Annotated in this window: 10 protein-coding genes; 3 read left to right on the top strand and 7 right to left on the bottom strand. The window is 68.5% G+C overall.

The features are described from left to right. The first annotated feature begins 8 nt into the window (after window positions 1-8). Entirely contained in the window at window positions 9-1,682 is a 1,674-nt protein-coding gene (locus ASG37_RS00185) for an alkaline phosphatase family protein (RefSeq protein WP_055755276.1), read from the top strand. A gap of 187 nt (window positions 1,683-1,869) precedes the next feature. On the opposite strand, the gene ASG37_RS00180 is transcribed toward ASG37_RS00185, so the two are convergent. From ASG37_RS00180 to ASG37_RS00150, 7 genes are all read right to left on the bottom strand, one after another. Beyond that, a complete protein-coding gene (locus tag ASG37_RS00180; protein WP_082447886.1) occupies window positions 1,870-2,853 on the bottom strand; it encodes a pectinesterase family protein in 984 nt (327 codons plus the stop codon). 11 nt (window positions 2,854-2,864) lie between these two features. After that, window positions 2,865-3,674 (bottom strand): rhamnogalacturonan acetylesterase, encoded by an 810-nt coding sequence (locus tag ASG37_RS00175; RefSeq protein ID WP_055755275.1) that lies wholly within the window; start codon window positions 3,672-3,674, stop codon window positions 2,865-2,867. Between the two features lie 12 nt (window positions 3,675-3,686). Beyond that, entirely contained in the window at window positions 3,687-5,282 is a 1,596-nt protein-coding gene (locus ASG37_RS00170; RefSeq protein WP_055755274.1) for a family 43 glycosylhydrolase, read from the bottom strand. A gap of 166 nt (window positions 5,283-5,448) precedes the next feature. Next, window positions 5,449-8,964: a TonB-dependent receptor gene (locus tag ASG37_RS00165; protein ID WP_156348981.1), complete on the bottom strand. Its 3,516-nt coding sequence runs from the start codon at window positions 8,962-8,964 to the stop codon at window positions 5,449-5,451. 38 nt (window positions 8,965-9,002) lie between these two features. Further along, window positions 9,003-10,337 (bottom strand): hypothetical protein, encoded by a 1,335-nt coding sequence (locus ASG37_RS00160; protein WP_055755273.1) that lies wholly within the window; start codon window positions 10,335-10,337, stop codon window positions 9,003-9,005. Window positions 10,338-10,447: 110 nt separating this feature from the next. Next, window positions 10,448-11,740 (bottom strand): polysaccharide lyase family 1 protein, encoded by a 1,293-nt coding sequence (locus ASG37_RS00155; RefSeq protein WP_055755272.1) that lies wholly within the window; start codon window positions 11,738-11,740, stop codon window positions 10,448-10,450. 146 nt (window positions 11,741-11,886) lie between these two features. Further along, on the bottom strand, window positions 11,887-12,528 hold the full coding sequence (locus ASG37_RS00150; RefSeq protein ID WP_055755271.1) for a TetR/AcrR family transcriptional regulator: 642 nt from the start codon (window positions 12,526-12,528) through the stop codon (window positions 11,887-11,889). Between the two features lie 89 nt (window positions 12,529-12,617). Between ASG37_RS00150 and ASG37_RS00145 the strand changes: the two genes are divergently transcribed. Further along, on the top strand, window positions 12,618-14,087 hold the full coding sequence (locus tag ASG37_RS00145; protein ID WP_200909677.1) for an efflux transporter outer membrane subunit: 1,470 nt from the start codon (window positions 12,618-12,620) through the stop codon (window positions 14,085-14,087). Further along, window positions 14,080-15,213, top strand: a complete 1,134-nt coding sequence (locus ASG37_RS00140) for an HlyD family efflux transporter periplasmic adaptor subunit (protein WP_055755270.1) — start codon at window positions 14,080-14,082, stop codon at window positions 15,211-15,213. The genes ASG37_RS00145 and ASG37_RS00140 overlap by 8 nt, the downstream gene beginning before the upstream one ends. Window positions 15,214-15,221 lie beyond the last annotated feature (8 nt).

The following is a 15,221-nucleotide window of genomic DNA, read 5'->3' as shown; positions in this document are numbered from 1 at the left end:
AGTTGTCGATGCGTCTCGTTCCCCTCGCCGCCGTGCTGCTGGCGACCGCCGCCCCCGCGCTTGCCCAGACGGCGGCCCCCGCCGCGCCGCTAGTCGATCCGGTGGCGGTGCCGCCGGGCTATCCGGCGACGCCGCCCAAACTGATCGTCGCGATCTCGGTCGATCAGTTCTCCGCCGACCTGTTCGCCGAATATCGCGGGCGCTTCACCGGCGGCTTCACCCGGTTGATGCAGGGCGCGGTGTTCCCGGCAGGCTATCAGAGCCATGCCGCGACCGAGACGTGCCCGGGCCATTCGACGATCCTCACCGGATCGCGGCCGGCGCGCACCGGGATCATCGCCAACGACTGGATCGACCAGAAGAGCGGCCGCGCCGACGGCAAGGTCTATTGCGCCGAGGACGAGCGTATTCCGGGATCGACCTTCGATAATTACACCGTGTCCGACGTGCATCTGAAGGTGCCGACGCTGGGCGAGCGGATGAAGGCGGCGGACCCGCGCACCCGCGTCGTCTCGGTCGCGGGCAAGGACCGCGCGGCGGTGATGATGGGCGGCCACAAGGTCGACGAACTCTGGTGGTTCGGCAAGACCGGCTTCGTCAGCTATGCCGGGCGCGCGATGCCGCCGGTGGTCGCGCGCGCCAACGCCGCCGTGGCGAAGCGGATCGCGACGGCGCAGGTCCCGCTCGACCTGCCCGATTATTGCCGCCCGCTCGCCCGCGCGGTGCGGGTTGGCGACAAGACCGTCGGCACCGGCCGCTTCGCGCGCGCAGGCGGTGACATCGCCAATTTCCGGCGTTCGCCCGAATATGACGCGGCGGTGCTGGCGCTCGCCGCTGGCCTCATCCAGGACATGAAACTGGGTCAGGGGCCGCAGACCGACATCATCTCGATCGGCGCGTCGGCGACCGACTATGTCGGCCATGGCTATGGCACCGAGGGCAGCGAGATGTGCCTGCAACTGACCTCGCTCGACCAGTCGCTGGGTGCGTTCTTCCAGATCCTCGATGCGACCGGCGTCGATTATCAGGTGGTGCTGACCGCCGACCATGGCGGCAGCGACGCAAGCGAGCGGCTGGCGGCGCATGCCGTGCCCGACGCGGTGCGGCTCGACGGCGAGCTGACGGTCGACGGCATCGGCAAGGCGATCGGTGCGAAGCTCGGCATCGCCGGCCCGGTCCTGCTCGGCGGGGTCAATGGCGATGTGTGGTACGACGTGAAGCTGGGCGCGGCGCAGAAGGCGGCGGTCGAGCGCGAGGCGATCGCGCGGTTCGCGGCGCACCCGCAGACGCAGGCGGTGTTCACCCGCGCGCAGATCCTCGCCACGCCGATGCCGCAGCATACCCCGCCCGAAACCTGGTCGCTGCTCGAGCGGGCGCGCGCGTCGTACAATCCTGAGCGGTCGGGCGACCTGCTGGTCGCGATGAAGCCGCGCGTGCTGACCGTGCCGCATCCGGTGGCGGGCACGTCGGTGGCGACGCACGGCAGCTTCTGGGACTATGACCGCCGCGTGCCGATCCTGTTCTGGCGCAAGGGTGCCGGCGGGTTCGAGGAGCCGTTCGGCGTCGAGACGGTCGACATCCTCCCCACGCTGGCCGCGACGATCGGGCTGCGGGTGCCGGCGAACGAGATCGACGGCCGCTGCCTCGACCTCGATCCGGGCGAACCATCGATCTGTCGCTAAGGCCGGATCGACTTTCGACGAAGTGCCGACCCGACCTGCTCCCCTCCCTGACAAGGGAGAGGTTAGGGATGGGTCGGCCGGTTGTGGCGCGCCTATTTTTCCTCGCGGGCCAACCCACCCCCGGCCCCTCCCTTGTCAGGGAGGGGAGGTGCGATGGGCCGGCGTCAGGCCAAAGATCGATCTGTCGTTAGTCGCGCAGCCAGCCGGTGTCGGTGCCGAAGAACGCCGGCAGCCGCCACCGGCGGGCCTGCGCGGCGGTCAACTGGTGGGTGCGCGGTTCGCGCGTGGCGGGGGATGCGCCCTGCCCGCGCGAGCGATATTCGGCGAAATACGCGGTATCGAGCGTGGTCGTCTTGCCCGGCGTCCATTCGGTCCAGCCCGCCGGGATCACCGGCGCGTCGAGCCGCGCGTCGAGCAGGATCACCCGCGCATGGGGCCGCCATGCGCGGCCGAGCGCAATGTTGCGCGCGCCCGGTGCGGCGGTGAAGCGCGACCGGTCGAACACATAGGCGCTACCCTCGTCATCGGGCGCGTTGCGGCTTTGCGCGGTGTACCACACGGTTTCATGCGCGAGGCCGTGGAGCTGGCAGCGATTGAAATAGGCGTTGGCGTCGCCGAAGATGAAATCGACATGCCCCTCGATATAACAGTCGCGGAAATACTGCCGGGTCGGCCGGCGGTTGGGGCCGCGATTGGCGTAGAGCGTGTCCTGATGGCCGAGCAGCCGGACGCGGCGCACCACCGCCCGGTCGCCGGTAAGCGCCAGCGCCACCGCCTGCGACGGCGGATGCGCAGGGTTCAGCCAATAGTCATTCTGGATCGTCAGGTTGGTCGCGTGGAACCCGTCGCCGCTGACGGTCATCGACGCCGATTTGAGCGTGCCGCCGACCGTCGCCGACGCATCGCTGTACACCAGCACGACGTCGGCGGGGGTGCGGCCGGTGCCGCGCAGCCGCACGTCGTTGCCCCGGATCACCAGCTTCTCGCGGTAGCGGCCCGGCGCGATCAGGATCGTGCCGCCAGTCGTCGCCAGCGCGTCGATCGCGCGCTGCACGCTGCGATAGGCTCCTGCCCGGTCGGGGGAGACATGGACGACCCGGCGAGCGGCGGGCTGCGCGGGCGCGGCGACGGCGATCGTCGCCAGCATGACGGCAAGCGGGGCAAGACGCATCGTCCGCTCCCTCAGCGCAGCGGCAGCAGGGCGGGCTGCGTCGGGTAGAGCATCGGCCGCATCTCGGGCACCGTCCGTGCCAGCGCGCCGGCCATCAGCGCCGCGACATGGTCGGCACCGGCGCGACCCAGATGGGTGCGGTCGAACGACAGCTTGCGCTGGGCGAAGGGGGTGTCGTTCGTCTCGGTGGTGGCGGCCACGGGCGGCGCGGCGGTGGGTGGCAGTTGCGCGAAGCGTTCGGCCCATCGTTCGCCGTTCGCGTTCAGCTCGGCCAGCGTCAGCGCGTTCAGATCGATCAGCGGCACGTTCATTTCCCGCGCTATACGGCGGACGGCGTCGGCCCAGGGGGCGAGGTCGTTGTCGATCCTGCCGTCCTTGTAGATGCGGCGGCTGAGCGGCGTTACCAGCACCGGGACCGCGCCTGCCGCGCGCGTTTCGGTGACATAGGCGCGCAGATTGGCGGGAAATTCGGTGGCGAGGTCGGTCGAGCGGCCGGGTTTGCCCGGCTGGTCGTTATGGCCGAACTGGATCACCACCCATGTCCTGACGAACCCCGGCGTCCGCATCTCGGACAGCGCCAGCGCCCATGATCCTTCGGCACGGTAGCTGCCCGACGACCGGCCGCCGCGCGCGAGGTTCAAGCAGGCGAGGAACGAGGCGACATGTTCGGCACAGAAGCTGCCGCCCCAGCCGCCGCTGACCGCCGTGGTCGAATCGCCGACGAGGATCACCTTCGACGCGCGGATCGGCACCACCGGCGGCGCGGCGGCGGGTGCGACCTGACCGGTGGTCAGCGCGGCGGCGAGCAGCAGGGCAAGCATCGGCCAGCCCGTTCAGAGCGCGGTGAAGCGGAAGTCGCGGAAGCGCGCGGTGCCGCTGCCTGCCGAATACAGGCCGGGGCGCAGCATCAGGAACCCGCCACGGACATTGTGATGATAACCCGATACCTCCATGCCGCGATCGAACCGGCTCCATGTCCGCCCGCCGTCGCCGCTGGTATGGAACGAGACGATGTGGCGGTCGTTGGTCACGCGCATCCGCATCCGGCCCCCATGCGGATTGGCCGGCCGACCGCGTTCGATGCCGTACTGGTGCGTCACGAAGCGCTTCTCGTCGAAGCCCAGCCCGCAATAGAGCTTCTCGTCGTAGAACAGGATCAGCCCGGCGGTGCCGCCGGGCGCGATCTCGATGTCGCATTCGAAGCGATAGCCGGTGTCGCCGGCGATCAGCAGCAGCGGCGCGCCGTCCGACGGCGCCTTGCCCTTCGCGTCGAGTAGCAGCGCGCCGCCCTCGACCCGCGCCCGCGCGCGGTCCTCGGGCGTCGGCTTGAAGAAATTCCATTTGGTGCCGAGCGCCAGTTTCGCAAAATCGTCGGACAGCGGCTGGCCGTGACGGACCGCGCTGCCGCCCCGGGGCTTGGCGATCGGTTGCGACAGGTCGCCGCCCGTCATGCGGAACCAGCCGTCGGGCGTCCATTCGACCGGATCGAGCAGCGTCTGCCGCCCGAGCGTCCAATAGCCGTTCTCATAGCCGTGATAGACCGACCACCAGCTCCCGTCCGGCCCCTCGATCAGCGTGGCGTGGCCGCGCGACCACCATTTCTCATCGAGCGAGGTCGTGCGGACGATCGGGTTGCCGGGATGATGTTCCCACGGCCCGTGGATCGACTTCGATCGCGCGGCGATCACCATATGGCCGGTCGGCGGCCCCGCCGTGCCGCCGACCGCCGTGACGAGATAAAAGTACTTACCGTGGCGCATCACCTTTGGCCCCTCGGGGCTGAACCCCTCGACATCCCAAGTATCCGGATAGCGCCATGGGTCATAGACATGCTCGACCTTGCCGACCGTCGCGAGGCCGTCGTCGGACAGGCGGATACGGTCGCCACCCGACAGGAACAGCCAGCGCGACCCGTCCTCGCCGACCGCATGGCCGGGATCGATATGATCGGTCAGTTTCAGGTCGACGGGTTCGGACCATGGCCCGTCGATCCGGTCGGCCCAGATCACCCAGTTGGTCGTCGGATTCTTGGTCGGGATATAGAGGTAATAGCGGCCCTTGTGCTTGGTCAGTTCGGGCGCCCAGACCGATCCGATGTTCGTGGTCAACGCGGCGGTGCGCGGAGTCCAGTTGATGAGATCGCGCGAATGCCAGATGACCAGTCCCGGATAGGAATCGAAGGTCGAGAAGGTCATGTAATAATCGCGACCGTCCTTCAGGATGGTCGGGTCGGGATGGTCGCCCGCCATCAACGGGTTGAGGAACCGCCCGTCGCCCAGATCGGCGATCCGCTGGTTATCGTAGCCGCGTTTATAGTCCGGGGCGCGGCCCTGCGCCGACGCCGTGCCGCCGATCGCGGCCGGCAGGCTGGCGACCGCCCCGGCCGCGCCGAGGGTGCGAAACGCATCGCGGCGTGAGATCATGACCATACTCCTGACTGGAACGGATGTTCGGCAACGGATTGTTTATGGCGGAACGTCATACACTTGTCCCCGTTCGGGATCGCTCCGCGCCATTCCAGCCGGCCGAACCGGGAGAAAGGCCCCTCCGCCGGCGGGGCGCCGACGGAGGGAAGGCAGTCCCTGGGGAGAGACATCAGAACCGCAGCCGGGCGCCGACGCGGTAAATCGGACCCGATGCGCTGTACTGCGTCACCGCGTCCTGACCCTGATAGGCGTAGCGCTGGCTTGGCTGGTTGGTCAGGTTCAGCCCTTCGGCGCTGACCGACAGCCAGTCGGTGAATTTGTAGCTCATCGACGCATCGACGTTGGTCGTGTCGCGGCTGAAGATGAAATCGTTGACCAGCGGTGAATCGCACGGCGTGCCCGCGACCGACGGGTTGGCCGGACTGTTCTGCAACCCCGGCGCGCACGATCCGCCCGCGATCGGATAGGTCTGCGAATAGCCCTTGCGATAGGCGACCGAGACGCGCGCGCGGAACTTCGCCGTTTCATAGGCGAGCGTGCCGTTGACCGACTGCGGCGACACGCCGAGGAACGGGGCGGTGCCGGTGCTCGCCGGGATCGCGGCGAGGTTGCCCGAGGCCGCCCGGCCCGGATCGAGGATATAGTTCAGCTCGGACTTGATGTACGTGTAGTTGAGCTGGAGGCCGAGGTTCTTGAAATACCACGGCAGGAAGTCGAGTTCCTGCTGATAGCTGATCTCGACCCCGCGCAGATAGCCGCCCGGCGCATCGGCGAACTGGCGGGCGACGAACGGGTTGTTGGCGTTCAGATAGGCGAGCTGGATCGGATCGGTGATCTGCGCGCGGATCGCCTCGATCGTGGCGGCGTCGGTGAATTGCGACAAGGGACCGGCGAACGAGATCGTCTGCGGGAAGCTGGAGATTTGCTTGCTGAACCCGGCGACGCTGACGAGGCCGCCCGGCGCGAAATACCATTCGAGGCTGGCATCGAGGTTGGTCGAGCGGAACGGGTTCAGGCGCGGGTTGCCGATCGTCAGCGTGGCGCCCACCGCGTCGCCGGTGTTGGGGATGCTGAGGCCCGTGATCGACGGCGACAGATTGCCCAGCAGCGGCCGCGCCATCACCCGCGACGCGCCCAGCCGCACGAGGAGGTCCTCGACCGGTTCGTACACCACGTTCAGCGACGGCAGGAAATCGGTATAGCGGTTGGTGCCGACGATTCCGCGCCCGGCGGGCGTCGTGCCGTTCGACGTCACGTCGGTGATCGCGACGCGCGTGCCGGCGTTGCCGCGGAACGGCCGCCCGAACAGTTCGCTGGTCCAGTCGGCCTGGACGTAGAAGCCGGTATCCTTTTCGAGCACGTCGAAATTCTCGCGCCCGCCGTTGCGCCGGTCGGTAAGGCGCCAGTCGCCCCATTTGTTGACGCAGTTGCAGGTGAAGTCGAACAACTGGTCGAACGCGCCGATATTGGGCGTGTAGAAACGGGTGACGGTGCCTTCGGGCACGTCCAGCCCCTGCCCGAAATCGATGACCTGTCCCACCGATGCCGCGCTGGCCCCCGCCTCGCGCAGCGTCGGGTTGAGCAGGTCGTTGTTCCGTTCGAACTGGCGCGTCGCAAAGGCATATTCGCGGTAATTGCCGCCGAAGCCGACGTTGAAGCTTTCGTTGACCCTCCAGTCGAAATCGATCTTGCCCTGTTTGTAGGTGTTCTTGGTGAAGCGCAGATAGCGGCGGATGCCTGAGAAGCCCTTGACCGTATCCCAGTTGTTCGGATCGGCGGCATCGAAGCCGAAATTGACGAGCGGCATGTCGCCGCCGTCACGCGCGTCGAACACATAGCGTTGCGGTGAATCCATCCGGTTGAACTCGACCAGCAACCCTTCGGAATTGTTGGTCGATTCGGACGCGCCGCCGATGAACACCGCGCGGAAATTGTCGCTGAATTCATGTTCGAGCTGGAGCGACCCCTGCCGGAACTTGGTGGTATAGATCGACTGGTCGACCGCCGAGCGGAAGTCGACGTTGGTCGCGACCATGTAATCGACGTTGCCGTTGGTGACGTTCACTTCCTCCAGCCGCACCGCCGGCCGCCCGATCAGCGACCCGCGATAGGCCAGCCGATTGCTCGACGCGATATAGCCGACGGAATTGGGGTTGTTGTAATAATCATACGGGTCGAGGTTGAACGGATTGGTGCTGAAGATGTTCGACGTCGTCGGATTGTTGGCCGCGACCGTTCCCGGCACCACCGCCGAGGGGGCGAGCACCGATGCGACACGCTGTCCCTGCGCATTGAGCGCGGTCGCGAATGCCGGGGTGGTGCCATAGAGTTGCTGGCCGCAATCCTGTGCCGGGACCAGGCTCGACCCCGCATTGGGCGTGCAGATGCCGGGATAGAGCGCGCGTGCCGCCTGCGGCGTCAGGGTGTTGCCGGCGGTGTTGTAGGCGGCGTTGGTGTTGTTGCGGTTCAGCCCGACCGGCGACACCTGATAGATCGAACTGCGGTTCTTGAAGCGCGAATAGAGGCCATCGATGCTCAGCCGCGTCTTGTCGCCGATCTGCCACTGGTACGACGCGGTCAGGCCAAGGCGCTGATATTCGACGTCCTGCTGCTCGATCGAGGGCAGCGCGGGGAAGCGGACCGTCGAATTGTCGAACCGGCCCGGCGTGTTGAACGGCGCGCCGGGATACAGCGCGGCATAGGCATTGGGGTTCGATCCGGTCAGCGCGGCGATCGCATCGGGGTTGGTGATGGCGGTGCCGAAGCCGGTGCCGGTAGGCGCGGCGAACCCGGCGCGCTGCGGATTCTCGTTCCCCGCCCACGTCGATCCGCGATAGACATAGTCCGACTGTCCGGCGCCGCGACGATATTGGTCGATCGCGTTGCGCGATTCGCTCCACGCCGCCGATACCAGCAGGCCCATCGTGCCATCGGCAAAGGTCTTGGACGCAAGGCCGGCAAGGCGCGGCGTCCATTTGCCGATATTGTCCTGATAGCTGCCCTCCGCCGACAGCGCGAACGCACCCTTCTTGTAATCGAACGGCCGGCCGGTCTGAAGATCGATCGTCGCGCCCAAGGACCCTTCGTCGGTTTCGGCCGAGGGCGTCTTCTGCACTTTCAGCGAACTGAACAGCTCGGAAGCGAAGGTATTGTAGTCGAACGAGCGGCTGCGGTTGGGGCTGGTGCCCGAATCGTTCGAGCCCGCCGTCGCCAGCGCTTCGAGGCCGTTCAGCCGGGTGCGGTTGAAGTCGCCGCCAAGCCCGCGCACGGTGATCGACCGCCCCTCGCCATTGTCGCGGTCGATCGACACGCCGGGCAGGCGCTGGAGCGATTCCGCCAGATTATTGTCGGGGAAGTCGGCAATATCCTCGGCATTGATCGAATCGATCTGGACCGCCGCGTCGCGCTTCTCGACGATCGAGGTGCGCAGCGATGCGCGGTAACCGGTGACGATGATCTCGCCGGCGTCGCCGCCATCGTCGAGCGCCTGCGTCTCCTGCGCCTGTGCGCCCGGCGCGTTGCTCGCCTCGGGCGATCCGGGCGGCGGTGCCGGCCGGTCCTGCGCCGAGGGCAGCGGTGCCTGAGTCACCGGGGCGATGGCAGTGCCGTCCTGTGCGGCGGCGGTGCCGGCGATGGCCAGCGCCAGTCCCGACGCGCCGAGGCGGAGCATCCTGCGTGCGATCATGATTCCAATCCTCCCCTTTTTATCTTTGGAAACCGGTGTCATCTGCGAACCATAAAATCGAGATAGTCTTCGAGATTGGTGCGGCCGTCGCCGTTGCGATCGGCGTTGCCGTCGGGGCGCTGCGGGTCGAGGCCGTTGGCGCGTTCCCAGCCATCGGCCATGCCGTCGCCGTCACTGTCCCTCGCCGCCGGTCCGCCGCGCAGGGTCGGCCAGCCGCCGGCATCGGCTTCGGTATCGATCTGCCGGCCGGTGCCACGGCGCACCCCGTCGATGATCGCCACGTCGACGGAATCGCGCGCGCGGCTGGCCCCAGCATCGGCCAGCACCCGCTCGACCACGGCCAGCGCCGCGACGGTCGCGACCGGCGGCATGTCGACCGGCGCGGACAAGCGGTAGGCCCCGCCGGTTTCGCCCGACACCAGCGACCAAGGATCGGCCGGCACGTCGCCCGCCATCGCATTGTCGGCGAACCATGCCTGCGCATGGCGATTGCTTTCGGCAAAGGCGATCCGTCCCTTGCTGTCGGGGCCGGGCAGATAGGCGTTGGCGACGAAATTGTAGCGCGCGACGCTTTGCGTGTCGGCATTGTAGCCCGAACGGCCCCCGCCCCAGTTGTAGAAGACGTTGTTGCGGAAATCGAAGTCCGCGCCGCGCGGGTCGGCTTCGGCGGGGGCGTAATTGCCAGGGCGCGGCATTCGCGCGGCATGGTTGGCCCATAGATTATGGTGGAAGCTCATCCGCGATCCGCGACCGCCGCGCACCAGGCTGCCATAGCCGTGCTCGCCCTTCACATGGCCGGCACGGCGCAGCGAGTTGGCGATCACGCTCCACTGGACGGTCAGGTCGCCGATGCTGTTGGCGGCATCGCGGTAGTTGGCGGAGGCGGACAGGGTTTCGTCGACCGACCAGCTTGCCGAGACATGGTCGAGGAGGATGCGCGTGCCGCCGCTGATCCAGATCGCGTCACCCTGCGACTTCGATTCGGCCCCCAATCGCGAGCGGATGTAGCGGACGATCACGTCGTCGGCCGCGATCTGCAACGTCTGGTCGCGCAGGGTGATGCCGTCGCCCGGCGCGGTCTGTCCGGCGATGGTGATCCGGCCGTGCCGCACGACCAGCGGCGTGCGGAGCGCGATGGTGCCGGCGATGTCGAACACGATGGTTCGCGGCCGTTCGGCCTCGACGGCGGCTCTCAGGCTGCCCGGTCCCGCATCGGCCAGCGTGGTAACGCGCAGCACCTTGCCGCCACGCCCGCCGGTGGAGAAGCGCCCGGCGCCTTCCGCGCCGGGAAATGCCGGCACCGGCACCACGGCCGGAGCGGGTGCGGTCACCGGACCTGCGGCGAGCATGAGGATGGCGGACGCGAGCGTCATTGTCTCTCCCAATCGGTTCCACGCCCCATCGCATGGGGTCTATTGCCGGAAACCGGTGTCATTGCACCGATAACCGGGGGAGTTGTCAAGGGCGACAATCGCTTACAATGTCATCTGGTCCGAATTTTTCCCGCCACCGGGCCATCCGCCAGCACGGCATAGCCGCCAACCTCGCGCTCGTCGTCGATCACGCGGCCCGTGCCGTCGCGCACCTCGGCGACGATCCGGCGGTCGACCGCGTCGCGGTCCCACGGCCGCGCGCCGGCCTGTGCCGTGACCAGCGCCTCGACCTGCCCGGCGGGGATCGCGCGCAGTCTGGCCGGCCAGACGACCGGGCGCGGCCGGTCGATCACCTGCGGCCGGCGGACGGTCGGCACGATTCCGATCGGCTGCATCGCCCGGCCATCGGCATGGACCGCGCGATTGTCGGCCATGTGCAGCGCGAGATCGCCATCGCCCTCGACGATCAGGAACGGCAGGTCGCGCCGGGTCGAGCGGCCGCCACGCACGACATTGCCGACGATACTCATTTCGCCGGTGACGAACGCGCGATTGCCCCATTCGACGCCGTTCAGCGCATAGTGGAGACAGCGGTTGCCGGGATCGTAGATCAGGTTGTTGACGCACGCCACGCGCGCCCCGCCCTTCACCAGCGGATGGCGTTCGTGATTATGCGCGTACAGGTTCTGCGCGACGAGGATGCCGGTGGTATTGTCGTGGATCAGCGACCCCTTGCTGTGTTCGCCCTTGGCATGCGACGCATGCGACAGCCCCTCGGCGACGATATTGCGGGTAAGCGAGATGTTGCGCGAGGTATGCGCGCGCCATGCGTCCGGTGTCGTGCCGCCGTCGAAACGCGGTCCCGATGCCGACAGATTTTCGTCGGTCGCCCATGCGAACGAACAATGATCGATGACGACGTCGTGCGCGGCGGTGCAGGACAGGCCGTCGACTTCCCAGCCGCTTTGGGGGGCGGCACCGTCGGCACCGGCGCGAACGCGGATGTGGCGGACGATCACGTCATGCGTCGCGACCGAAATACCACCCCGGATCAGCGTGACGCCCGGCGAAGGCGCGGTTTCCCCGGCGATGGTGACGAACGGCTCGCGGATGCGCAGCGTGGCTCGCTTCAGATCGATGATCCCGCCGACCGCGAAAACGATCCGCCGCGCGCCGGGCACCGCCAGCGCGGCGGCCAGACTGCCCGGCCCGTCGGCGGCCAGCGTCGTGACGGTGAGCGTCCGCCCGCCCTCCCCGCCGCGCGTGGCGGTCCAGCCGGGCAGCGGTGTTTCGGCCGGGCTGCCGGCGGGGAGGACGGTGCCGAGGGCGAGAAGCGGGACGCCGCCGATCAGGTGGCGGCGGCGGATCGGCAGCGCGGCGATCGACGACGGCAGCGGTGACATGACGGGTTCCCCTCTGGCGACGCCGTTACCCGGATCGCCGTCCGGTTGCGTCGCGCGGGGTTCAATATGTCCGTATCGTTCAGCTTGTCCACCGGTAGCAACGGGTGCAACCCCCTGACCCGCCATTGTAACGATTTGTTTCTACGCTAGGTTCGACCGATCGCGAAGAGACGGAGGAAGTAATCGACGAACCGTCTCGCTTCGGCATCCATGCCATCGACGCCGGCAGGCTCGACGCCCCACAGGCGGCGGTTCTGCTGCGCGGCGGTCATGCCGATCAGCATCCGCGCCATGTCGATCGCGCCTTCGTCGCGCAGTCGCCCCGCCTCGATCTGGCGGGCGATATAGTCGGCCAGCGCGCGTTCGATATGGTGGGCGGCCTGTCGGTAGAAGATGCGCCCGACTTCGGGAAAGCGCCCGCTTTCCGCCACGACCAGCCGCCATGCCGCGACGGCATCGGGGTGTGCGGTCTTGTTCATGAAGCTGCGACAGAAGTTGACGAGCGTCGCCTCCAGATCACCGGGCGTCATCAACTCGCCCATCACCTGGCTACGGAACGCGGCGGTCACGTCCTCGATCACCGCGGCGAACAATTCCTCCTTGGAGGGGAAATAGCTCCACAACGTCGCCTTCGATCCGCCGAGCGTCGTGAGCAGCGCCGACATCGAGGTAGCGGCATAGCCATCGTCGAGGAACGAACGGCGCGCGGCGGCGACGATCGTGGCGCGGCGATCCTGTTTGCGCGCCTCGCGCCTGGTCGGAGGAATCTCGGAACTATCGGTCGTCATAAAACTGTACTATAGAGTACGGATATTCGTTGACAACCGATCGCCGCCGGATCATGCCGCAATCCGTACCCATTAGTACGGTTTTTCCGATGATGCGCCCGATTCCACGCGATGCCGCCCGCCCGATCGCGCTGGCGGCGGTCCTGTTCCTGTCCGCCTGCGCCAGCGTACCGCGACTGGGGCCGGCCCCGGCCGTCGCCCCGCCAGGCACTTATGCCGCCGCGCGCACACTTGCCGCGACCGGCGATGCCGCGTGGCCCGATGCGGCGTGGTGGCGCGCCTATCGCGACCCACAGCTCGACACGCTGATCGGCGAGGCGCTGGCCGGATCGCCCGACCTTGCCGCCGCCCGCGCCCGGATCGCGCAGGCCGATGGCTATGCGCAGCAGGCCGGGGCGGCGCGGCTGCCGACCCTCGACGTGGCCGGCAGCGCCGGACTGACCAAGCAGAGCTACAACAACGGCATTCCGGCGGACTTCGTGCCGAAGGGCTGGAACGATACCGGCCGGGTCGAGGGGCAGTTGGGCTTCGACCCCGACCTGTGGGGCCGCAACCGCGCGGGCTATGCGGCGGCGCGGTCGGATGCCGATGCGGCGCGGCTCGATCTGGCGCAGGCGCGGCTGACGTTGTCGACCAATGTCGCGGATGCCTATGCCGACCTCGCGGCGCTGTACGCCGGCCGCGCGGTGCAGGCGAGCGCGTTGGGTGTGCGGCAACAGACCGAACGGCTGACCGCCGACCGCGTCACCGCCGGGCTGGATACCCGTGCCGAGCTGAAACAGGCGCAGTCGGCGGTCCCCGCCGCGCGCGCCGATCTGGCGGCGACCGACGAACAGATTGCGCTGACCCGCAACCGCATCGCCGCGCTGCTGGGGCAAGGGCCGGACCGGGGCCTTGCCATCGCCGCGCCGCGCGCGACCATCGCGCCGCGCGGCCTGCCCGCCGACGTCACCACCGACCTGATCGGCCGCCGTCCCGACGTGGTCGCGGCGCGCACCCGCGTCGAGGCGGAGGCGAGCCGGATCAGGATCGCGCGCGCCGACTTCTACCCCTCGGTCCGGTTGTCGGCGGTGTTCGGGGTCGTGTCGCTCGGCCTCGACAATCTGCTGAAGGGCGGGTCGACCGCCGGCACGCTCGGCCCGGCGATCAGCCTGCCGATCTTTCGCGGCGGCGAGTTGGCAGGCCGCTACCGCGTCGCGCGCGGCGGCTATGACGCGGCGGTCGCCGATTACGACCGCACCGTCGCGCAAGCCTATCGCGCGGTCGCCGATGCGATCGTCAGCCAGCGGGCGCTGACCACGCGCCTTACCGAATCGCGCCGTTCGCTGGCCGATTCCGAAGCCGCCTATCAGGTCGCGCGGCTGCGCTACGAAGGCGGGCTGTCGCGCTTCCTCGACGTGCTGACCGCGCAGGAGCGGGTGTTGCAGGCGCGCTCGATCGTCGCTGGGCTGGAGGCGCGCGCCTTCACGCTCGACATCGCATTGGTGCGGGCGCTGGGTGGCGGGTTCACCGCGCCCGCGACCGCCGGACCGACCGACAAGGACCTACCCCATGGCTGATCTGGAACCCGCCTCCTCCGCCACCGATGCCCCGGCCAAGAGCAAACGCAAGAAACTGCTGACCGGGATCGCCGCCATCGTTCTGGTGGGCGGCGCGAGCTATGGCGCGTGGCACGTGCTGGTCGGCAGCCACTATGTCGAAACCGACAATGCCTATGTCGGCGCGGACACCGCGCAGGTGACGCCGATGGTCGCCGGACAGGCGATCGCGGTCGGCGCGGCGGATACGCAGGCGGTGAAGCGCGGCCTGATGCTCGTCCGGCTCGACGACAGCGACGCGCGGATCGCGCTCGCCACCGCCGAGGCCGAACTGGCCAAGGCGCGGCGCGCGTTCGGCCAGACCGCCGCGACCAGCACCGCGTTGTCCGAACAGGTCCGCGCGCGCGCCGCCGATGTGGCGAGCGCGCGGGCGCAACTGGCAGCGACCGAGGCCTCGTTCGCCAAGGCACAGGTCGATTTCGACCGCCGCCGCCGGCTGGTGCCGGCGGGCGCGGTGTCGGGCGACGAGCTGACCGCCGCCACCAACGCACTGGCCGCCGCCCGCGCCGCACGCGAACAGGCGCGCGCCGCCGTCGCGCAGGCGACGTCGCAGCGCGGCGCGGCGGCGGGCACGCTTGCCGCCAATCAGGCGCTGATCGAGGGCGCCAGCGCCGCGACCGCGCCCGACGTGCTGGCCGCCGAGGCGAAGGTGCGGCAGGCGCGGCTCGATCTCGACCGCACTATCATCCGCGCGCCGATCGACGGGGTGGTCGCCAACCGCACGATCCAGGTGGGACAGCGGGTCGCGGCCGGCACCACGGTGATGCGGATCGTGCCGGTGGGGCAGGTCTATGTCGATGCCAACTTCAAGGAAGGCCAGTTGACGAAGGTCCAGCCGGGCCAGCCGGTGACGCTCACGTCCGACCTGTATGGCGACGATGTCGAATATCACGGACGGGTCATCGGCTTTTCGGGTGGGACCGGATCGGCGTTCGCGCTGATCCCGGCGCAGAACGCGACCGGCAACTGGATCAAGGTCGTCCAGCGCCTGCCGGTGCGCGTCGCGCTGGACCCGCGCGAACTGGCGGCGCATCCGTTGCGGGTGGGCCTGTCGATGACCGCGACCGTCGACATCTCCGGGCGGTAGGGAGTTCG

It is taken from the genome of Sphingomonas sp. Leaf407, assembly GCF_001425385.1.
GTDB lineage: Bacteria > Pseudomonadota > Alphaproteobacteria > Sphingomonadales > Sphingomonadaceae > Sphingomonas.
This window is presented reverse-complemented; position numbering and strand designations above follow the sequence as displayed.